Raw genomic sequence first — 18537 nt, 5'->3', positions numbered from 1 at the left:
TGGAGAGCATGGAAGCAGACATCCTCATCGTCGGTGGTGGCGCTGCCGGTTTCGCTTGCGCACTGGAAGCCGCCGAGCGCGGTGCCACGGTGCTCGTGCTGGAGAAGCAGCCCGAGACGGGCGGCTCCTCCGCGATGAGCGGCGGCTGCCTGGCCTTTGCCGGCACCGAAATGCAGCGCGAGCAGGGCATCGAGGACAGCGCCGAGCTGCTGGCCAACGACCTGAAGCAGCTCGGCGGCACGGATGCCGATCCGGCGTTGATCGCCGCTTTTGCCACGCATCAGCTGGAGACCTATGACTGGCTGAAGGCGCATGGCCAGGTGTTCAGTCCGGCGCTGGAAGCCTCCTCCGGCCAGTCGGTGCCGCGCGTGCACACGGTGGATCCGGCCGACATGGTGCGCCTGCTGGCGGCACGCTGCCGCACGACGGGCAAGGTGACCCTGCTAGTGGAAACCGCCGCGCGGCGCCTGCAGCACGATCCGGCGGCCCACCGCGTCACCGGCGTGCTGGCCGAGGGGCGGGATGGACCTATCGACATCCGCGCACGCAACGGTGTTGTCCTGGCCAGCGGCGGCTTCAGCCGCAACCCGGATCTGGTCCGCCAGTTCGCGCCGGATTGCGAGCACGCCGTCTTCGTCGGCGGCGCGGGCAATGTCGGTGACGGGCTGCGCATGGCCTGGGCGCTCGGCGCCGATCTGCGCGACATGGCGCAGATCAAGGGCACCTTCGGCAAGCACCCAACCGATGAGCTGAACAACCACAGCTGCCTCTGTGTCTACAAGGGCGCGATCGCGGTGAACCAGGACGGGCGCCGCTTCGTGGACGAATCCCTCTCCTACAAGCTGCTCGGCGCCGCCTGCCTGCGCCAGCCCTATGGCGCCGCCTTCCAGATCCTGGATGAGCCGATCCTGCGCAGCGGCGACAACGAGGTGCGCATCCTCGACTTCGAGCGCCGCCTGGAGGAGGGCCTGTTCATCCAGGCCGACACGTTGGAGGGACTGGCGCGGCAGATCGAGGTGCCCGAGGAGATGCTGACGAAGACCGTCGCCGACTATAATGCCTATGTTGATTCGGGCGAGGACAGGGAATTCGGCCGGAAGCACCTGGTGCACAACCACGGCGCCCTGCGCCGGATCGAGACGGCGCCCTTCTACGCCTATCCCTCCACCGCCGCTGTCTACGGCACCTATTGTGGCCTGCGGGTGGACCCGGCGATGCATGTCATCGACGTCTTCGGCGAACGCATCGAGGGCCTGCTCGCCGCCGGCGAGGTGGTCGGCGGCTTCCACGGCAATGCCTATATGACCGGCTCCGCGCTGGGGAAGGCGCTGGTCTTCGGGCGCATCGCCGCGCGCACCGCGCTCGGCGCGGCGGCGGGCTGAGGGGCGGGGCGCGATGCAGGTCGTCGTGCTGCTGGCCGGGGTGGTGGACCCGAAATGGCGGCTGGACCGTCTCGGCCTGCGCCCGGGCACGGAACTGGCCGATGAGAGCGGGCTGCCGCGGCGCTTGAGCCCCTTTGACGAGGCGGCGCTGGAGACCGCGCTGAAGCTGCGCGACGCCGACCCGGCGGTGCGCGTCACGGCGGTGCTGCCGGGCGATGTCGGTTCCGACGCGCTGCTGCGCGGCGTTGCGGCGTTCCGGCCGGACCGCGCCTTCCGCTTCGACACCTCCGGCCTGGCGCCGTGGGATCCGCGCGCGGCGGTCAGGCTGCTCGGGCTGGCGGTGGGCGCCGCCTGCGGGTGCCCCGATCTGGTGCTGATGGGGCGGGAGTTCGGCGATTGCGATGATGGCGTGCTGCCCGCCGCCCTGGCCGAGGCGCAGGGCTGGCGCTTCTGCGGTCTCGCCCATGCGGTCGCCATCGCCGATGGCAGGTTCGTCGCGCACCGCATCCGCGGCCCGCGCGAGGAGCTGCTGCGCCTGCCGCCGCCCGCGCTGGTCAGCATCACCAATGACCGCGGCAACCGGCTGCGGCACCCCTTGATGAAGAACGTCATGCTCGCCAAGCGCGGTCCGGTCGAGGTGGTCACGCCGCAAGCGGGGGCGATCCCGCGCGCCGTCGTCGCGCGCTCCCTCGCAGTGGTGCCGCCGCCGCAGCGTGGCGCCGGTGCCTGCCGCATCCTATCCGGCCCGGTCGACGCGCAGGTGGCGGAGCTCGCCGCCTATCTTCGCGCCAGGCGCCAGGCGGCCGCTCCATGATGCGCCGGATCGTCGCCGTCGTGCTGCTCGGCGAGCCGGCCCTGACGGACCCCTTCGGCGCCGTCGCGGCCGCGGCGGAGCTTGCCGGCTCCGGCCGCGCGGAGGCCATCCTGCTTGCGCGTCCGGAAGATGCGGAGGCGGCCGCGGCGCAGGCGGCGCGCGAGGGTGCGGCCGAGATCACCCTCGTCACCGATTCCGGCCTCTCCGACCCGCCGCAGCCAGAGCACTGGCTCGAACTGCTTGCCGGCCTGCTGGCGGAGGACGCGCGGGGGATGCTGCTCCTGCTGCCCGGCGGGGCGGTTGGCGAGGAACTCGCCGCCCGCCTGACCATGCGGCTCGACGCGGTGCCGCTCGGCCGCTGCGGCAGGATCGTGGAGGATGGTGCCCGGCTGATCGCGCATCGCGCCGCCTATGGCGGCCGCGCGGAGCTGGTGCTGGAGACCGGGGCGCCGCGCTGCATCGCCACCATGCGCCGGCCCGCCGCACCACCGAAGCCGGCCGCCGATCCCGTGATCCGGCGCGCCGACCTCGCCATTCCCTTCGCCGCCGATGCACCGCGGCCGGAGGTCCTGCCGGCCGCTGCCGACCGCCCGAAGCGCGTGGACGCCGCCCGGATCGTCGTCTCCGGCGGCCGCGGCATGGGCGGGCCGGAGGGCTTCGCGCTGCTCCGCGAACTCGCCGACATGCTCGGCGCTGCGACCGGTGCCAGCCTGCCGGCGGTGGATGCCGGCTGGGCGAGCGTGTCGCAGCAGGTCGGGCAGTCCGGCGCCTTCGTCGCGCCCGATCTCTATCTGGCCGTCGGTATGTCCGGCACGCCGCAGCACCTCGCCGGCATCGCGCCGCACAGCCGCATCGCGGCGATCAACTCGGATCCCGAGGCAGACATCTTCCGGGTTGCGGAGGTCGGCCTCCTCGCCCCGTGGCAGGAAGTGCTGCCGCGGCTCATTGCAACGCTGCGCGACGGCTGAAGGCGCCGGTCTGCGGGAAGAGGAAGGAAGGAGAATTGGCCATGTCGCAGATCTGCCTGTCGCGTCGCCTGGTGCTGGGTGCAGCCATGAGCCTGGCCCTGCCGGCCGCCCATGCGCGGGCGCAGGACTATCCAAGCCGGCCGATCCGGCTCATCATCGGCTTCCCGCCCGGCGGCTCGAACGACGTGACCGCGCGCATCCTGCAGCCGCGGCTGCAGGAGTTGCTCGGCCAGCCTGTCATCATCGAGAATCGCCCCGGCGCGAACGCCACGCTTGCGGCGGAATTCGTCGCGCGCTCGGCGCCGGACGGCTACACGCTCTACCTCGCCAGCTCCAGCCCGCTGGTCATCGCGCCGCATACCAGCGCGCATGTCTCCTACAACACGGGCAATGACTTTGCCGCCATCACCACCGTCGCAGCCACGCCCTCGGTGCTGGCAGTCGGCCCCGGCACGCAGGCGCGCAACCTGCAGGAGTTCCTGGCCCAGGCGCGGCGCGGACCGGTGAACGTCGCCTCCTCCGGCAGCGGCGGGCTCGCCCATCTCGCCATCGAGATCCTGCGGCGCGAGGTGAGCCAGAACATCACCCATGTGCCCTATCGCGGCGGCGGGCCCGCCGCCACCGACACCTTGAGCGGCAATGTGCATGGGGTGATCGTGGATCTCGCCGCGATCTACGGCCTGATCCGGGAGGGCAAGCTCCGCGCGCTTGCGGTCATGTCGAACGAGCGCACCGCGCTGCTGCCCGACGTGCCGACCTTCACCGAATCCGGCGTGCCCGGCGTGGTGGCGGTGAACTGGGTCGCCGTGCTGGCCCCGGCCCGCACGCCTGCGCCCGTGCTCACGCGGCTGCACGGCGCCCTTACCGATGCGGCGACCGCGGCGCAGACGAGGGAGCGCTTCGCGTCGCAGGGCCTTGAGACAATGACCTTTCCCACGCCGGCGGCGACGCAGGATTTTATCCGCAGCGAGTGGGACCGGTGGGGCGCGGTCGCGCGTGCCTCCGGCGCGCGCGCGGACGAGTAGCTTCGGCGGTCCTGCGGCGTGCCGTGGAACCGAGGACCGCCGCGTCGCGCGACCGCCAGCCTTCTGCGTCGCACGAGAAACGGGCATGTATAGGGGAGATGCTCGCCATGGATTGGCCGGAGCTCGGGCTCGAACTTTATCATGCACGCTGACGGGAGGGAAGCCGACATGCGAAGCAGCGCCGCGACCACGAACGTGAAGAGTCCCGTTTCGGCACCGCCGCTCAGCCGCGCCCTCGCGCGCCTGGTCCTTGACCGGCACCGCCGTGGGCTGCCATCGGAGGTGCTCGCACGGGCGCAACTCCACGCGCTCGACAGCCTTGGCATCGCGGTTGCCGCGCGGCCCGTGCTGCCGATCTGCTGCGAGGTGATTGAGGCCATGTCCTTCGGCGCCGAAGGCGGCGCTAGCGCGGTGATCGGCGGCAGGGAGCGCCTGCCGCCCGCTTCCGCCGCCTTCGTCAATTCCGCGCTGGCCCATGCGCTGGACTATGACGACATCCACGACGTGGCGCGGCTGCATCCCACCACTGTTACGCTTTATGCCACGCTCGCCGTCGGCGGCCCTGCCCGCGCGGATACGGCGCGCCCGCTCTCCGCCATAGCGCTCGGCAACGAGGTGATGTGCCGCCTCGGCGAGGCCTGCTCTCCCGGCGGCGAGGGGCCCGGCTCCGACTGGTTCCTCACCCAGCTCTTCGGCTATCTCGGTGGCTGCGTCGCGGCCTGCATCGCGCTGGACATGGACGAGGAGCGGATCGTCTCTGCGCTCGGCCTCGCCTACATGCAACTCGCCGGCGGCAAGGAGGCCGGCTTCGGGGTCGGCTCCACCGCACGCTCCATCTATCCGGCCTTTGCCGCGATGGGCGGAGTGCAGGCGGCATTGCTCGCGCGCGCCGGCGTCAGCGGGCCGGAGACGGCGCTCGACGGCGCTGCGGGCATGTTCCGCATCTATCTCGGCGCTGATCCCGGCCCCGTCACGCGCGCCGTCCTGCTCGATCGCCCCGGTTGGACCTGGCTCGCCACCGAGGTGAAGCCCTGGCCTTGCTGCCGCCTTTCCCATCCCTACGTCGCCGCGGCGCTGGCACTGCGGGAAAAGCTGGGCGGGCCGCCAAGGAGCGGGCGCATCACCGTCGCGGTGAATGCCTCCGCGGCGAAGCTCTGCCGCCCGCTGGAAGGGCGGCGCGTGCCGGATACGCTGCAGGATGCCAAGTACAGCATCCCCTTCATGGTTGCCTTCACGCTCGCCCATGGACGCGTGGATCTCGGGACGCTTGGCCCTCAGGTGACGCGCGATGCCGAGGCGCTCGCCCTCGCGCAGCGCGTGGACATCATGGAGACCATGCCCGACAAGCCCGGCCACCCGCCGGCGGAGATCACGGCGGAAGGGCCCGGTGGCTCCGTGACCGTCCGCCGCACCGCCGCGCCCGTGCTGGATGCGGAAGGCGTGCGGACCAAGTTCCTGGACTGCATGCATCATGCCGGCCACGGCGCCGATGCCGCGTTGATCTGGGACCGCCTGCTCGGCACGCTCCAGCAGGGCACGGCAGAGGAGCTTCTGGCCGCGCTGCCGCGCAGCAGGGAATGAGCCGGACTGTCTCAGCGCGGGCGGATCGGGATCGGCGCGGAATCCCCGGCGGTCCCGAAATGCGAGGCAAGGAAGTCCACCAGCGCCCGGACCTTCGGCGGGGTGAACTTGGTGCGGAGGTAGACGGCGTAGAAGGTCTGCTCGTCCGTCTCCCAGTCCGGCAGGAGCCGCACCAGGTCCCCCCTGCGGCAGGCGCCCTCGGCGAGCACATCGAGCACGTAGATCAACCCGGCGCCATGCGACGAGGCCTGCAGCAGCGCATCGGTGCTGTTGAAGAAGAGATTGCCTTCCGGCCGCACCGCATGATGCGCCTCGCCCTTGCGGAAGTTCCAGATGCGCAGGTCGCCGCTGGGTGATCCGGCGAAGCCCAGGCACTGCCTGGGCACGATCTCCGCCGGCGAGGCCGGCTCGCCATGCTCCTGCAGGAAGGAGGGTGCGGCGCACAGGATGTAGCGCGCGCGGTAGATCAGGCGGGCGACGAGTTCCCCGGATTCGACGGCCTGCATCCGGATCGCCACGTCCACACCGCGCTTGATGAGGTTGTCCACCTCGTTGTTGAGGCTGGCGATGACGCGCAGATCCGGATGCAGCCGGCTGAACTTCGCCAGCGCGGGGCCGAGCACCAGGTGGCCGACGGCGATCGGCGTCTCCAGCCGCAGCACGCCACGCTCCCGCTCGGTCAGGACGGATTCCGCCTCGCTGATCTGCTCCAGGATGGAGCGGCAGCGCTCGTAATAGCGCGCTCCCTCCTCGGTCAGCCGAACATAGCGGGTCGAGCGCTGCAGCAGGATAACCCCGAGATGGTCCTCGAGCCTGCGTATGAGGGTGGTGACCGAGGCATTTGCGATGCCGAGTTGGGTGGCGGCGCGCGACATGCTGCCGGTATCCGCCGTCCGCACGAAGGCCTCCATTGCCAGGAGCCGGTCCATGGCACTGCTTTCTCCACGCCCCCGCTCCGGCGTGAGGCGGGTGGCAGTTTCAGCCTTCCAGCAGCCACGGACAAGAGCATGGCCCAGCAAGGGCGCAATCAGGACGGCACTGTGAACTTGGCAGAGGGTTGACGCGCTAGCTCCGGCCGGTTCTGTCAGGCTTCGCGCCCGCGACGCTTGGTTTGGCCGCCCGGGCAGCGGCGGGTAGGCTCCGGGCCTGCTGAATACTGGCCAGGGTCTCGGGAATGGAATGCGTCTGCTGCGGTTCGTCCGCTGTCACTGAGCGGCCGGACTGCACCGCCCAGGGCTATCGGCGGTTCCGCTGCCGCGATTGCGGGAAGCAGTTCAACGAGCGGAGCGCCGGCCTGCTGAACCGGGCGCAGTACCCGAGCGACGTCATCGCGCTGGTGGTGCTGTGGCGGCTGCGCTACCGCCTGACCCTACGCGACCTCAGCGAGATGTTCCTCCAGCGCGGGATCGTCTTCAGCCATGAAGCTGTGCGCGACTGGGAAGCGAAGCTTGCGCCCATCCTGGCCGGCGAACTCCGGCAGCGGCGGCACGGCAGGGGCGGCCCCCGCAGCCGTCGCTGGCATATCGACGCAACCTACCTGAAGGTGCGGGGACGTTGGTGCTATTTGTATCGCGCCATCGATCGCAATGGTGACCTCGTGGACACGATGCTGAGCGAGCACCGGGACATGGCGGCGGCCCAGGCCTTCTTCCGCTCGGCACAGTCGGCCACCGGCCAAGTCCCCAACCAGGTGACCACGGACGGGCACGGCTCCTACCCGCGAGCCATCCGCAGCACTCTCGGCCGGCGGGTTGTCCATCGCACCAGCGCTTACAAGAACAATAGACTGGAACAAGATCATCGCGGCGTGAAAGGCCGGATCCGATGTATGCGCGGCTTCAAGAGCTTCGATTCAGCGGAGCGGTTCTGCCGCAGCTATGACGAACTCCGCAACTTCCTCCGCCTCCAGAGCCGCCACAACCAGCACGTCCCCGCCAATCGCCGCCGCCTGCTTCACCTCCGTCGTGCCACTGCTGTGCGCGCCATCCTCGAGGCAGCGTAGGCGGAACTCGCCCTCCAACTCGGGAGGTCAGGGTTGGCGTGAGTGCTGACAGAACCGACGAGGCCACCGTAGTGGTCGATGTGGCCATGGCTGACGATCAGCGCCTGGATCCTGGACGGGTCCGCCCTCAACAATCCCATGTTGTTGATGATCGCCGGCGAGGTGTAGCCGAAGTCAAGCAGGATCGTCCGCTGCTCCTGCTCGCATTGCGATTCCAGGAAGAGCGACAAGCCCCATTGATTGTGCAGGACGTTGCGTGCGTCAGAGCTGCGGCCCGGCCCCGGTCCCTCGTGAACGACACCGTTGACTGTGCTCGACGGCAGAAACTGGTCATGCTGCTGATCGATCAACACGCGGATCGAGAGCCTGTCGATTGTTGGCACGGCAATCGGCGCCGCACTCGCGATCCCCACGCAAGTGAGACCGGACGCAGCAGCACCGGCGATGGCTGCTGAAGTCCTGAGAAGATCACGACGGCGCAGCGACGATGTCATGGGAAGCTCCTGTTGGATGAGGGCGCAGGCACCTTCTCTTCGATATGGAGGATGCACTCGGGTCGAATGCCGCCGCACCAGCTCGGCGGCAGCGGGATCGGCAGGGTGCCGGCGATGCGCCGGGCGTCGCCCTGCGTTACAGCGCCAGGTTCATCCGAAGGCGCTTCGGCTGCGCTGTCGGGCCGGCAGCGCCGATGGTGAACGCCACAGGGACGAAGAGCCGCGTCGCCTCAATGCCCAGCCTCACCGCCCGGAACGGCCTCATGTCGGGCTCCAGCCATCAGGTGCCGCGGCGGAGCTTGCTGAGCCGCTCCATCGCTGCCCACGCCCACAGCAAGCCCAGGACTGGTTCGAGCCTGCGCATGATGGCCATGGCAGCCTTCTCCCGGGGATGACAGCGAAGGCCCGACGCGTGGCATTGGCGGCTTTGCCGCGGATGCCAGAGACGATGAGAGATAGCGTCCGCCTATTGGGACTGGGCGGCAAGGCAATTCGAAGACCGGTCTCCCGGGTGGTTGCTGCCCCGGTAGATGGCCTGCCCAGCGGGGCCGGACCTTACCGCTGCGTGTACGCCGATCAAGCTCCCGATCCGTCTACGCCTGCACCGTCCGAATGCGTCTCCGGCAGCGCCTTGGCCGGGCCGAGGGCGAGGCGTCGGCGCTCCGCGATGCCTTGGGATACAAGCGGGCCCAGATGGCCGGGGAGCGGCAGGCGGCCGAGGCGGAGCGGGAGGCTGCTCGGGGCTGAACTGGCAGGGGCCCACCAGCAGGCCCTCGAGCTATTAGAGGCGGAGGTGGAGATGCCAGTTATCCGGGTCCGTCCTTCTCGCAGGCAGACCAAGCTTAACCGCCTGTCCGAAATCCAGGGACCACCTCAGCCCGGGACCACCTATCTTCCGTTCGATACCTGGCTGGATGAGGGCCACCTGCCGGACCACATGAAGGCGGTGCCGGAATAGGGGTAGGCTAGGGTGAATGATCAGGACATGCCGTCAGCGAAGCCCAGGCTCTCCGCTGTGGAGCGGCGGGCGCGGGACGCAGATCGGCTGGCGGCGCTGCGCCTGCGGATGGCCATCGGCCGAGTGCTGGAAGAGAGAGGGACCGAAGCCGCCGCCGAGACGGTCGGCGCAATCCTTGGGATTCCAGCGCACGAGGTGGAGAAGCTGCTGATCCGGCGCCAATGGCGTGAAGGCGACGTGCGGCTCCTGGAAACCGCTGCCGCCCGCTTGGGGGTGCCGGCCACCACCGCGCAGCAGATTGGGCCGGAGAGGCCGGAGGGGGGGCCCATGACGGCTCGGGACGAGGTCACGGTCCGGGACAGGCTGCGGCGGGCCCTGCTGACCTTCCAGGCCGGCCAGGGGCATCTGCTGGCGACCCATCGCCAGCTGAAGGGCCTTTCGGCAGCCGAAGCCGAGGCGTTCTGGGCCGGCCCTGGCCTGCGGATGGAGAAGGGCCTGCACGCCGCCGCGGCGGAGGTGGATGCCGCGTTCAAGGCGTTCTCCGCGGCCGGACTGGTGGCGGACGCCACCGATCGGCATCAGGTCACCGAGGCACGCCGGCATCTTGCGGACGGCGGATGATCGGTTGCGATTGCTGGAAGGTCCAGGCCGGGTTCGGTCCACCCCCGGGCGCTGGTGGTGGCCTATGCTCCTCCAGCAGGTCGGGGCTCTTGTTCCGCGGCGCGTTGACCGGGTTCGAACACCATCGAGGACCCGACTGAATCGACAACCGGCGATAAGCCGATGACCGGGGCGCTCCGGGGCCGGACACGCATGACGTGGGGGCCGGGTGGGGCGGGCCTCTGCTCGACCGCAGGGGCCCGTCCCACCTTGGCTGCCTTCGGCCCTAGCCTTCTGCGGAAACAGCGCGAAGCTGCTGGCCACCCTGCTTCCGGCTGGGCTGCTGGATCTCCACCTCGTCCCGGCGGACAGTCTCCTGCACCGTCTCGACGTGCTGGGTGCGCTCGGTCCGAACGACGATCTCCTCCCGCAGGCGGACCCGCTTCTCGACCACCGGGACCTCGGCCGTCTCAATCACCTCCACCGTCATCTCGGTTAGGATGTCGCCGGTGACCTTGTCGTTTGCCGGCCGGCGGCGCTCCACGACCACCTTCTCGCTTTGCAGGGTGACCTGCTCCTCGGCCTGGGTCTCGACGACATAGCGGCGGATCCGTGCCGTGCCGCGGTTCTCCGTGCGCTTGCTGACCTCAAGCACCTCCTCGCCAAGCGGGATCACCTCCTCCATGCCGGAAGGCCCTCTGGCGGCGACAGAGCTGCCGGCCTGCTGCATGCTCTGCAGCGCGCCCATCCAGGGCCACATGAACATATCCGTCAGTGCTGATGCTGATGCCGGCGCCAGTGCCGGAGCACGCCGCCCAGTATTGCTGGTCACTTCGGCAGCCCCCGTCGCCAGGCGAGTGACCTGACGCGCGGTTTCGGCGGCGGCCTGCACCGGCGCCAGTGCCGCGTCGGCAACCTGCCGCGCCGCCTCGCGGGTGCGGCGTTCGGCGGCCTGGCTCTGCTCGACCCGCAGCTCGGCCTGCCGGGCCAGGAACTCGGCCTCTTCACGCTCCTGCCGAGCTTTGGCCCGCCGCTCCTCCGCCTCGTCCTGCTTCGCCTGCTCGGCCTCGGCGAGGCCCGCTTCCATCTTCTCGGCGACGTTCTGCACCTGCTCCTCGCTCAACGCCCGCTGCACCGCCGGCAGAAGCTCGCGCTTATCGTCGCGCGCATGCTGCCGGAAGGTCTTCTGCAGATCCTTCAGCCGCTCGGGGAAGCTTTCGTCGTTCTTCGGCAACGCATCGAGCTCGCCGAGCTTCGTCCGCAGCTCCTTGTTGTCCCGGATTGCGTCGGCGACAAGTTCCTTGGTCTCGGCATTCCGCCTGAGGACGGGAAAGAGGTGCTGCTCCTCGAGGCTGGCATGGAGCTCGAGCTCGGCCTTCAGCTCGGCAAACAGCTTCTCCCGGGTCTTCACCGCGCCATCCGAGGTTTCGGACAGCTTGGCGAACAGCTCGTTCGCCTTGGCGGGGCCGGACTGCATCAGGGTTCGGAGGTTCATCGTGAATTCCTTGGCTGCCACGAAGCAAGCTCCGTGGCGATTTGAAGTGATATCGACATGAAAATGGGGAACTGGCGCCCGCACCCGGCAGCTCACGAGGAGCTTGGGAAATCCGGTTCTGGGGAAAAGCTTTGCCGTGCTGCAACATGCAAGCGCATGAGCAAGTGCGAAGTTGCACCGCAGCAAACGGAACGACCACGCCACTGAACTGCGAAAGTGCCAACGACCGCCCCATAAGAGTCTTGTGGCCGCGGCCGTCGTGCCATTCCGGGAGGTTCCAGGCACGGCCTTGCTGCGCCCGCGCTACAAGCACGGGCGCCTTTCGTGCGGTACGCCGCACTGAGATGATCCCGCCCGGCTAGAGCGCGCCCATCCACTGCGTGCTGATCTGTGGCTCGAGAACCGGCCCGGCGAAGCCGGACAGGTCCAGCGTCGAGCGGATCCCGACCGAGGCAAGATCCGCCGTGAGCCAGCGTTCGGCCGCGCTATGGCCAAGCGCTCGCATCTCCTGGAGAAAGGCCCAGCTGGGGTCCTGGTGGCTGCCGATCTTGAGCGCGCGGAACTCCTCCTCAGCCCCGATCACGTGCAGCCGGGCATCCCGCAGACGGGCCAGAACACCTGGCGCGGAGGGCAGATCGGCCAGCAGGCGCTGCGCCAGCGCGAGCGATCGCAGCTCCTGCCGCAGGGCTGAGCCGAAGGTCATCTCCTCAGTCCGCTCGAGCACGGCGGCAGCGCTGGTGGGCAGCTCAGGCCGCTCGTGCCACCCATCAATGCCACGGCATTGCCGATCACGGCGTCGGCCCAGCTATGGGCCGCAGTCGGTGGCATGATCAGGCAGATCATCCCATCCGTTCGTCGGGGCGAAGGGTGACACCACCCCTCGCCGTCTCCGATCAGGCCGCGCGCGCGAACTTCGTCTGCCCGAGGGCCGCCGTCGTGCGCTGCGTCAGCGGGGCATAGACCTGCTCGGTGACTTTCAGAGCAGCCTGTTGCAGCTTCGTGCCCTCGCCGAGAGCCAACTCGACCGATGCGCGGGCGAGGTTCGCCTGGACCGCCATGGCGTCCTTCAGGCTCCTCGCGCCGGCAAACGCCTTGGCGCCCTCAACGGCATGCTGCGTCAGGCCCTGCATCGCCGCGAAATACTGGCGGCTGAGGTCCTGCATGCCCGTCAGGTAGGCCTGCGTGGACTGCGTCACCGCCTCGAGGTTGCCGCGGCCGAATTCGGTCGCGCCGCTGGTAGCCTTGGAGAATGCCTCAGCCGCTGGCTTCCAGCCGTTCTCCATGAGCCCGCGGACCTGAGCCGTGCTCTCGGCAGCAACCTGCTGGACGGCGGCGATGCCATCCGCTGCCATCCTGGAGGTCGTCGCCGTCCGATCCATCGTGTTCTGAGCCGTCATAGTCGTGATCCTTCGCCAAGAGGCCGGTTCGGCGACCTCACTGGCGCCGAATTGCTGCAATGCAGCATTTCGCAGACCTAAGCTCTCAAACGAACAAAAGCAAGGGATTTGTGCAGTGCAGCAATTCCTCTGCTTGGTCACTCCAGCTCGTGCCAGTCGCTCGCGGTGCGCCCCGCCGGAACGCCCGTTCGTTGGCACGGCGTGCTGGAGGCTGATGGACAGCGTGGCGGCCTTGGGCTTCCACAGAGTAGTTCTATCCGGCCCAAGCTCGGCAGTCGGGTGGGGTAATCTGTCCCTAGTGCAGGGCGGCAGCGACGGAGCGGGTTGGCATGACAGTGGCGGAAGCGGGTGACTTGGTGGTGGACGAGCGCGAGGAGATGCTGCTCACGGCCTTACCAGGCGCGGATGCGGAGGCACTGGGGCGATTGCTGGCCCGTGCGCGGGAGCATGGCCATGTCACACAGGCCGAGGTCGCGGTGGCGCTGCCGCCCGAGCAGATCTCCTCGGACCTGATCGAGCATGCGATGAGCCTACTCACCCAGTTCGGGATCGAGGTGGTCGAGGCTGGCGACGAGGAGGATGAGCCTCCCTCCCCCGCAGTCGGAGAGGACAGCCTTGGCGGTAACTTGCGGGGTGATCACGCCCGCACCGACGACCCCACCAAGCTGTACCTTCGCGAGATGGGCACCCATGCCCTGCTGTCGCGCGAGGGCGAAGTTGCGATTGCCAAGCGAATGGAGACGGCGCGCGAGATGATGATTGGCGGCCTCTGCGAACTGCCGACGACCTTCGAAGCCCTCCTGCGCTGGCATGGGGATCTCAAGGCCGGAAAGATGCTGCTGCGAGACATCATCGACCTCGAGGCAACTCTCGGCGCAGATACGGTTGCCGATGCGGCCGGTGACGAGCCTCTCGAGGAAGAGGCCCCCGAGGGCGCTACCCAAGAGCAAGAGTCGAACACCCTCCCAACGGCGCTGGAGGAGAGGCTGCGCCCCGAGGCGCTCGCAGCCTTCGAGATGATCGCCGCTGCGCACGGCCGCCTCCGCGAGCTTCAGGCCCGGCGCATGCGGGCATATGCCGGGGGCGGGACACTTTCGGCCGCGGAGGAGGCCGCCTACGCCGCGCGCCGTGACGAGTTGGTCGCGCTGGTCGGAGGTGTCCGCCTGCACGCCAACCGGGTCTTGGATCTTGTTGAGCGGGTAAGAGTACTGAACAAGCGCCTGACCACGGCCGAGGGGCGCCTGCTCCGACTGGCCGAGGCGGCTGGCGTGAAGCGTGAGGACTTCCTCGCCGTCTATCGGAGCGTCGAGACCGCATCGGGCTGGCTCGATGTCGCCAGAGCGCGGCGGGGCAAAGGCTGGCAGACGTTCGCGGTGCGCGGCGCCGTCGAAATCAAGGAGCTGCGGGCTGGGATTGTCGAGGTCGCGGAGACGGCGGGCCTGCCGCTCGCGGAGTTCCGTGGCATCCAGGCGACGGTCTCCAGGGGCGAGCGCGATATGGTGCAGGCCAAGGGGGAGATGATCGAGGCCAATCTGCGGCTCGTCGCCGCTATCGCCAAGAGATACCGGAACCGCGGTCTACAGTTCCTGGATCTTGTCCAGGAGGGCAACATTGGTCTGATGCGGGCGGTGGACAAGTTCGACTACCGCCGGGGCTTCAAGTTCTCGACTTACGCGACCTGGTGGATCCGGCAGGCCATGACCCGGGGCATCGCCGATCAGGCGCGCACCATCCGTGTGCCGGTCCATATGACGGAGTCGGCCAACAAGCTGGTACGTAGCGGTCGTCAGATGCTCAACGATCTGGGCCGGGAGCCGACCGATGAGGAACTCGCAGCGCGCCTCGGCATGAGCCTACAAAAGGTGCAGCAGTTGCTGATGATCGCCAAGGAGCCGGTCAGCCTGGAGACACCGATGGGCGAGGAGGGGGACACCCAGCTTGGTGACCTCATCGAGGACAGGACCGCTGTCATGCCTCTGGATGTTGCCATCCAGTCCAGCCTTCGTGATGCAACCGCCCAGATACTTTCGTGCCTGAGCGCACGTGAGGAGCGGGTCGTGCGCATGCGGTTCGGCATCGGCATGAACACCGACCATACCCTTGAAGAGGTCGGGCAGCAGTTCAGTGTGACGCGCGAGCGCATCCGCCAGATCGAGGCCAAGGCGTTGCGCAAACTTAAGCATCCGGGCCGCGCGCGGGTGCTTCGCAGCTTCCTCGAGTAGAGCGGCTCCCGCCAGGCCACCACATCAAGGCCAACTCGAGATCGAAGGCTATTCATCTGGATATGGTATTGGGATGTAGAGCAGCCGGCTGCGCTTGGTTTGTCGAAGTTAGTGGATCCGTTTTCGATGGAATGGCCGGAACGGGACTGCGCATTCGGATGGGTACACGTGCCCCATCTACTCCGGCAAACCTGCCCCCCGCAATGCCGCGATATGTCGGGATGTGAAACTCTCATCCGTAAACAGGGCCGAGATCCGGTCCGCGAAGACGCGGGCGCCGGACGGGTTCGCGGCCATGTATCGTATGGCCGCTGCACGGGCCTCCTGATGCCGTCCAAGGCTTTGGAGCGCCGTGACGACAACGCGATGACCGGTCGCCCTGTCGGGCATCAGCGGAATAGCCATCTGACCGGCTTTGAGGGCGTCCTCAAAGCGGTCCGCCTGCAGATAGGCAATCCCAAGACCCGAGAAGAAGTACGTCAGTTCCGGGTCAAGGGGGCTGAGCCGGATTGCCCGCTCGAAGAGCGCAATGGCTCGATCCGTCTGCGCGACATAGGTCAGTATCCAAGCCGCGCTCCCCAGAACCTGAGCCGAGTTCGGGTTTATGGAAAACGCGCGCTCAATCGCTGTGAGCGCACGGTCATAATCGTGAGCCAAAGAGGCAATTGCGTGCGCAGCGCAGCGCAGCGTCGCCGGATCGTCACGGGTATCCGCGAGCGCCTCGCGCGCGAGACGGATGGCCGTCTCTCGTTCGCCCGGCTCTCCCCATCCCTGGATGCCTCGCTTTTCCATGCTGAATGCCGCAAAGGCTTTGGCCATGGAAAACGAGGGATCGAGCAGGAGCGCGCGCTCCAGAAGCAGCAGCGCTTGGTCGCTGTCCTGCTGGGTGTTGGCGTAGTGGTGTGGCAGCGCCTGCAGATACAAGTCATAGGCGTCGAGGTTCTCGGTGGGCTTATGCTGGGCCCGTTCGATCTCGGCCAGACGGAGGCTCGGCTCAATAGCGCCGGCGACGGCTTCCGTGACCTGGTCCTGCAGGGCGAAGACGTCCGCGACGTGGCCGTCGAAGCGTTCGGCCCAGACCGTGTGGCCGATCTGGGCCTCGATGAGCTGGCAGCCGATCCGCACCTGCCCGCCTGCTTTGCGCACGCTGCCCTGGAGCACATATCGGACACCCAGCTCCCGGCCGACTTGGCGAATGTCGACGGCGCGGCCTTTGTAGGTGAAGGCGCTGTTGCGGGCGATGACGAAGAGCGAGCGGATGCGTGACAGCGCCGTGGTGATCTCCTCCACCATGCCATCCGCAAAATACTCCTGCTCGGCGTCACCGCTCATGTTCTGGAATGGCAGGACCACCAGGGAGGGCCGGTCCGCCGGTGGCGCAAGCGCTGCCGGAATAGACGATGCCGGTTGGGCTTCTGCGACTGGCGGCGTGGTTCCCAAGGCCACCGCCGCATCCAGCAGGTAGCCGCGCCGCGGTACGCTGCGTAGCAGGCGCCCGGCCTCGTCCCCGATCGCGCGCCGTGCTTCACGCACCGCCTGGAACAGGCTGTCCTCGGTTACGTGCACGCCTGGCCAGACGGCGTCGAGCAGAGCGTCCTTGCTCATGGTCTGACCCGGGTTGCGGGCCAGCACCACCAATAAGTTGAAGGGCTTGGGCGCCAGCGGGATCTCTACGCCTTTCAGATCGCGCAGGCAGCCGCGCGCACTGTCGAGCACGACGTCGGCAAAGTGCAGAACCTGGCCTGCTACCGTCTCAGTCATTTGGCCTACCAGCCGATCGCCATTTCCTCAGCCAAGCATACACAGGATATCCGCGCGCCTTCAGCAAGCCATCAGGACACCTCTGAGCCCTGTACGCAATGGTGCCAGCGCGGCCGGCGCAGCGTCGGCCGTGTCACGACCCAGGAGGCCACCATGAGCCAGGCCCAGACCGTGCCGACCCGGTTCACTGCAGTGCCGACCGACTGTCCGGCAGACGCCAGTCCCTGGTGCGCCGCGTGGGCCCGCCTTTTGCAAGCCTTTGTCTTGCCCCCGACACCGCGACGGATGGCGACGGGCAGCACCCGGCTGAACCCGCACATGCTCCGTGATATCGGCCTCCTCCCCGAGGAGACGCCACATGCGCCGGTATGGGGTCATGGCGGGATCATGTGGCGCCCGTGAGCCGCTTCGGGTACCGCCCAGAGCTACCCGAGCTTATGGCGGCAACCCCGTCCGGATGACCCTACCTGGGGCCGAGCAACACTGGATCCGAAGGATGGATGCCATGAAGAACGGCGATGCACTGCTTGAACAAACCCGCATTTTCGCGGCCGAGCTGGCGGCACAGCGCTCTGAACGCCAGCGCAGCCGCCAGCTCAACCCGGTAGACTTCGAGCGGCTGCGTGAGATCGGCTTCCATGAGGCGTGCATCCCAATCGCCCATGGAGGTCTGTGGGAGGGCCCGCGCCGCTCCGCACGTATCCTCGCCGAGGCCTATCGAGCCCTGGCTGGCGGCGATCCCTCGCTCGCGCTCGCGGCCTCGATGCATCCTGCCGTGCTCTCCTTCTGGCGGGACGCCGAGGTGCAACCTGACCAGCCCGGTGCGGAGGTCTGGGAAGCGCAGCGCCGGGATGTCTTCGTGACCGCGCTCGACGGTGCTTGGTGGGGCACGATCACCTCGGAGCCCGGTAGTGGCGGCGACATCGGCAACACCCGCGCGGTGGCACGGCGCGATGCGGCCGCCGCTGGTGGCTGGCGCATCACGGGCGAGAAGCACTTCGGCTCCGGCTCTGGCGTCACCTCCTGCATGATCACGACCGCGCTGCCAGAGGGTGAGGCGGAGCCCGCCTGGTTCGTCTTCGACATGCGGGGCGTGCCGTGGGACGGCTCCACCGGCATGGCACTGCGCGCTGAATGGGACGGGCACGGTATGGCGGCCACCAACAGCCATAGCTTCACTTTCCGCGATTTCCCGGCAGCGCAAATGGCCTGGCCGGGGCATTGGCGCCAGGTAATTGAAGGCCACGGCGGCAGTTCCACGATCCTCTTCGTCGCGGTCATCCTTGGTGTGGTGGATGCAGCCATGGCCTACATGGACAGCCAACTTCGCGCTCGCGGCGCGCCAGCTTCAACACTGCCCGCCTTTGAAAAAGTGGAGTGGGTAATGGCCCAGCGCGAGGCGTGGCTAGCGCAGCAAGCCTATGATGGCGCCCTGCATACGCTGGAACGCCATGGCCGGTCGCGGCGCGATGCGCAGATGGCTAAGGCCAATCTGGCCACGCTGGCGGAGTCGATCATGACGCGGCTCTGCCGCATCGCCGGGGGCGGAGCCTACGCCCGCCATTCGCCGCTCGGCTTCTGGTTCGAGGACGTGCGCGCCGCTGGCTTCCTGCGGCCGCCCTGGTCCGTAGCGCTTGAGGGCCTCTACGCGATCGGCTGGGAGGCCACGGCGGCTGTGGTGCCGAACGGATCTTTGCAGGTGGCTCCGAGCGCTGCCGATGCCATGCCCGCTTCACCGCGGAAGGCCGCCCACGACCTGTTAGTCTCGGCTCGGGTATGAATCGGGAAAATGATGCGCATCGCTGTCGTTTCGGCAAGTAGCATGACTTGGGTCACAT

At 68.2% G+C, this 18537-nt stretch carries 15 protein-coding genes; 9 read left to right on the top strand and 6 right to left on the bottom strand.

Annotated features, from left to right (window positions below; all coding sequences use genetic code 11):
• The first annotated feature begins 8 nt into the window (after window positions 1-8).
• From KSF81_RS05170 to KSF81_RS05150, 5 genes are all read left to right on the top strand, one after another.
• Window positions 9-1382 carry an FAD-dependent oxidoreductase gene (locus KSF81_RS05170; RefSeq protein ID WP_217378067.1) on the top strand — a complete coding sequence of 458 codons (1374 nt, stop codon included), beginning with the start codon at window positions 9-11 and terminating at the stop codon, window positions 1380-1382.
• 13 nt (window positions 1383-1395) lie between these two features.
• Window positions 1396-2196, top strand: coding sequence for a hypothetical protein (locus KSF81_RS05165; RefSeq protein WP_217378066.1), 801 nt, complete (start codon window positions 1396-1398; stop codon window positions 2194-2196).
• Window positions 2193-3164, top strand: coding sequence for an electron transfer flavoprotein subunit alpha/FixB family protein (locus KSF81_RS05160; RefSeq protein ID WP_217378065.1), 972 nt, complete (start codon window positions 2193-2195; stop codon window positions 3162-3164). The genes KSF81_RS05165 and KSF81_RS05160 overlap by 4 nt, the downstream gene beginning before the upstream one ends.
• A 41-nt stretch (window positions 3165-3205) precedes the next feature.
• A complete protein-coding gene (locus tag KSF81_RS05155; protein ID WP_217378064.1) occupies window positions 3206-4189 on the top strand; it encodes a tripartite tricarboxylate transporter substrate binding protein in 984 nt (327 codons plus the stop codon).
• 168 nt (window positions 4190-4357) lie between these two features.
• Window positions 4358-5770 (top strand): MmgE/PrpD family protein, encoded by a 1413-nt coding sequence (locus KSF81_RS05150; protein WP_217378063.1) that lies wholly within the window; start codon window positions 4358-4360, stop codon window positions 5768-5770.
• 11 nt (window positions 5771-5781) lie between these two features.
• Here the strand turns inward: KSF81_RS05150 and KSF81_RS05145 are convergent, their stop codons facing one another.
• Window positions 5782-6699 (bottom strand): LysR family transcriptional regulator, encoded by a 918-nt coding sequence (locus tag KSF81_RS05145; protein ID WP_217378062.1) that lies wholly within the window; start codon window positions 6697-6699, stop codon window positions 5782-5784.
• 245 nt (window positions 6700-6944) lie between these two features.
• On the opposite strand from KSF81_RS05145, the gene KSF81_RS05140 reads away from it, so the two are divergent.
• Window positions 6945-7772: an IS6 family transposase gene (locus KSF81_RS05140; RefSeq protein WP_217378061.1), complete on the top strand. Its 828-nt coding sequence runs from the start codon at window positions 6945-6947 to the stop codon at window positions 7770-7772.
• Here the strand turns inward: KSF81_RS05140 and KSF81_RS05135 are convergent.
• On the bottom strand, window positions 7724-8266 hold the full coding sequence (locus tag KSF81_RS05135) for an MBL fold metallo-hydrolase (protein ID WP_217378060.1): 543 nt from the start codon (window positions 8264-8266) through the stop codon (window positions 7724-7726). The two genes, KSF81_RS05140 and KSF81_RS05135, sit on opposite strands and share 49 nt — an antisense overlap.
• 1153 nt (window positions 8267-9419) lie before the next feature.
• Between KSF81_RS05135 and KSF81_RS05130 the strand changes: the two genes are divergently transcribed.
• On the top strand, window positions 9420-9845 hold the full coding sequence (locus KSF81_RS05130; RefSeq protein WP_217378059.1) for a hypothetical protein: 426 nt from the start codon (window positions 9420-9422) through the stop codon (window positions 9843-9845).
• 265 nt (window positions 9846-10110) lie between these two features.
• Here the strand turns inward: KSF81_RS05130 and KSF81_RS05125 are convergent, their stop codons facing one another.
• From KSF81_RS05125 to KSF81_RS05115, 3 genes are all read right to left on the bottom strand, one after another.
• Window positions 10111-11523 carry a DUF2382 domain-containing protein gene (locus tag KSF81_RS05125; protein WP_217378058.1) on the bottom strand — a complete coding sequence of 471 codons (1413 nt, stop codon included), beginning with the start codon at window positions 11521-11523 and terminating at the stop codon, window positions 10111-10113.
• Window positions 11524-11677: 154 nt separating this feature from the next.
• Window positions 11678-12022: a hypothetical protein gene (locus KSF81_RS05120; protein WP_217378057.1), complete on the bottom strand. Its 345-nt coding sequence runs from the start codon at window positions 12020-12022 to the stop codon at window positions 11678-11680.
• A 190-nt stretch (window positions 12023-12212) separates the two neighbouring features.
• Window positions 12213-12716, bottom strand: coding sequence for a phasin family protein (locus KSF81_RS05115; protein ID WP_217378056.1), 504 nt, complete (start codon window positions 12714-12716; stop codon window positions 12213-12215).
• Between the two features lie 329 nt (window positions 12717-13045).
• Between KSF81_RS05115 and rpoD the strand changes: the two genes are divergently transcribed.
• A complete protein-coding gene (gene rpoD, locus KSF81_RS05110) occupies window positions 13046-14938 on the top strand; it encodes an RNA polymerase sigma factor RpoD (protein WP_217378055.1) in 1893 nt (630 codons plus the stop codon).
• A gap of 177 nt (window positions 14939-15115) precedes the next feature.
• Here rpoD and KSF81_RS05105 read toward each other — a convergent pair whose 3' ends face one another.
• Window positions 15116-16699, bottom strand: a complete 1584-nt coding sequence (locus KSF81_RS05105; RefSeq protein ID WP_217378054.1) for a winged helix-turn-helix domain-containing protein — start codon at window positions 16697-16699, stop codon at window positions 15116-15118.
• 505 nt (window positions 16700-17204) lie between these two features.
• Here KSF81_RS05105 and KSF81_RS05100 point away from each other — a divergent pair.
• Entirely contained in the window at window positions 17205-18479 is a 1275-nt protein-coding gene (locus KSF81_RS05100; protein ID WP_217378053.1) for an acyl-CoA dehydrogenase family protein, read from the top strand.
• Window positions 18480-18537 lie beyond the last annotated feature (58 nt).

It is taken from the genome of Siccirubricoccus sp. G192, assembly GCF_019084075.1.
GTDB lineage: Bacteria > Pseudomonadota > Alphaproteobacteria > Acetobacterales > Acetobacteraceae > G192.
This window is presented reverse-complemented; position numbering and strand designations above follow the sequence as displayed.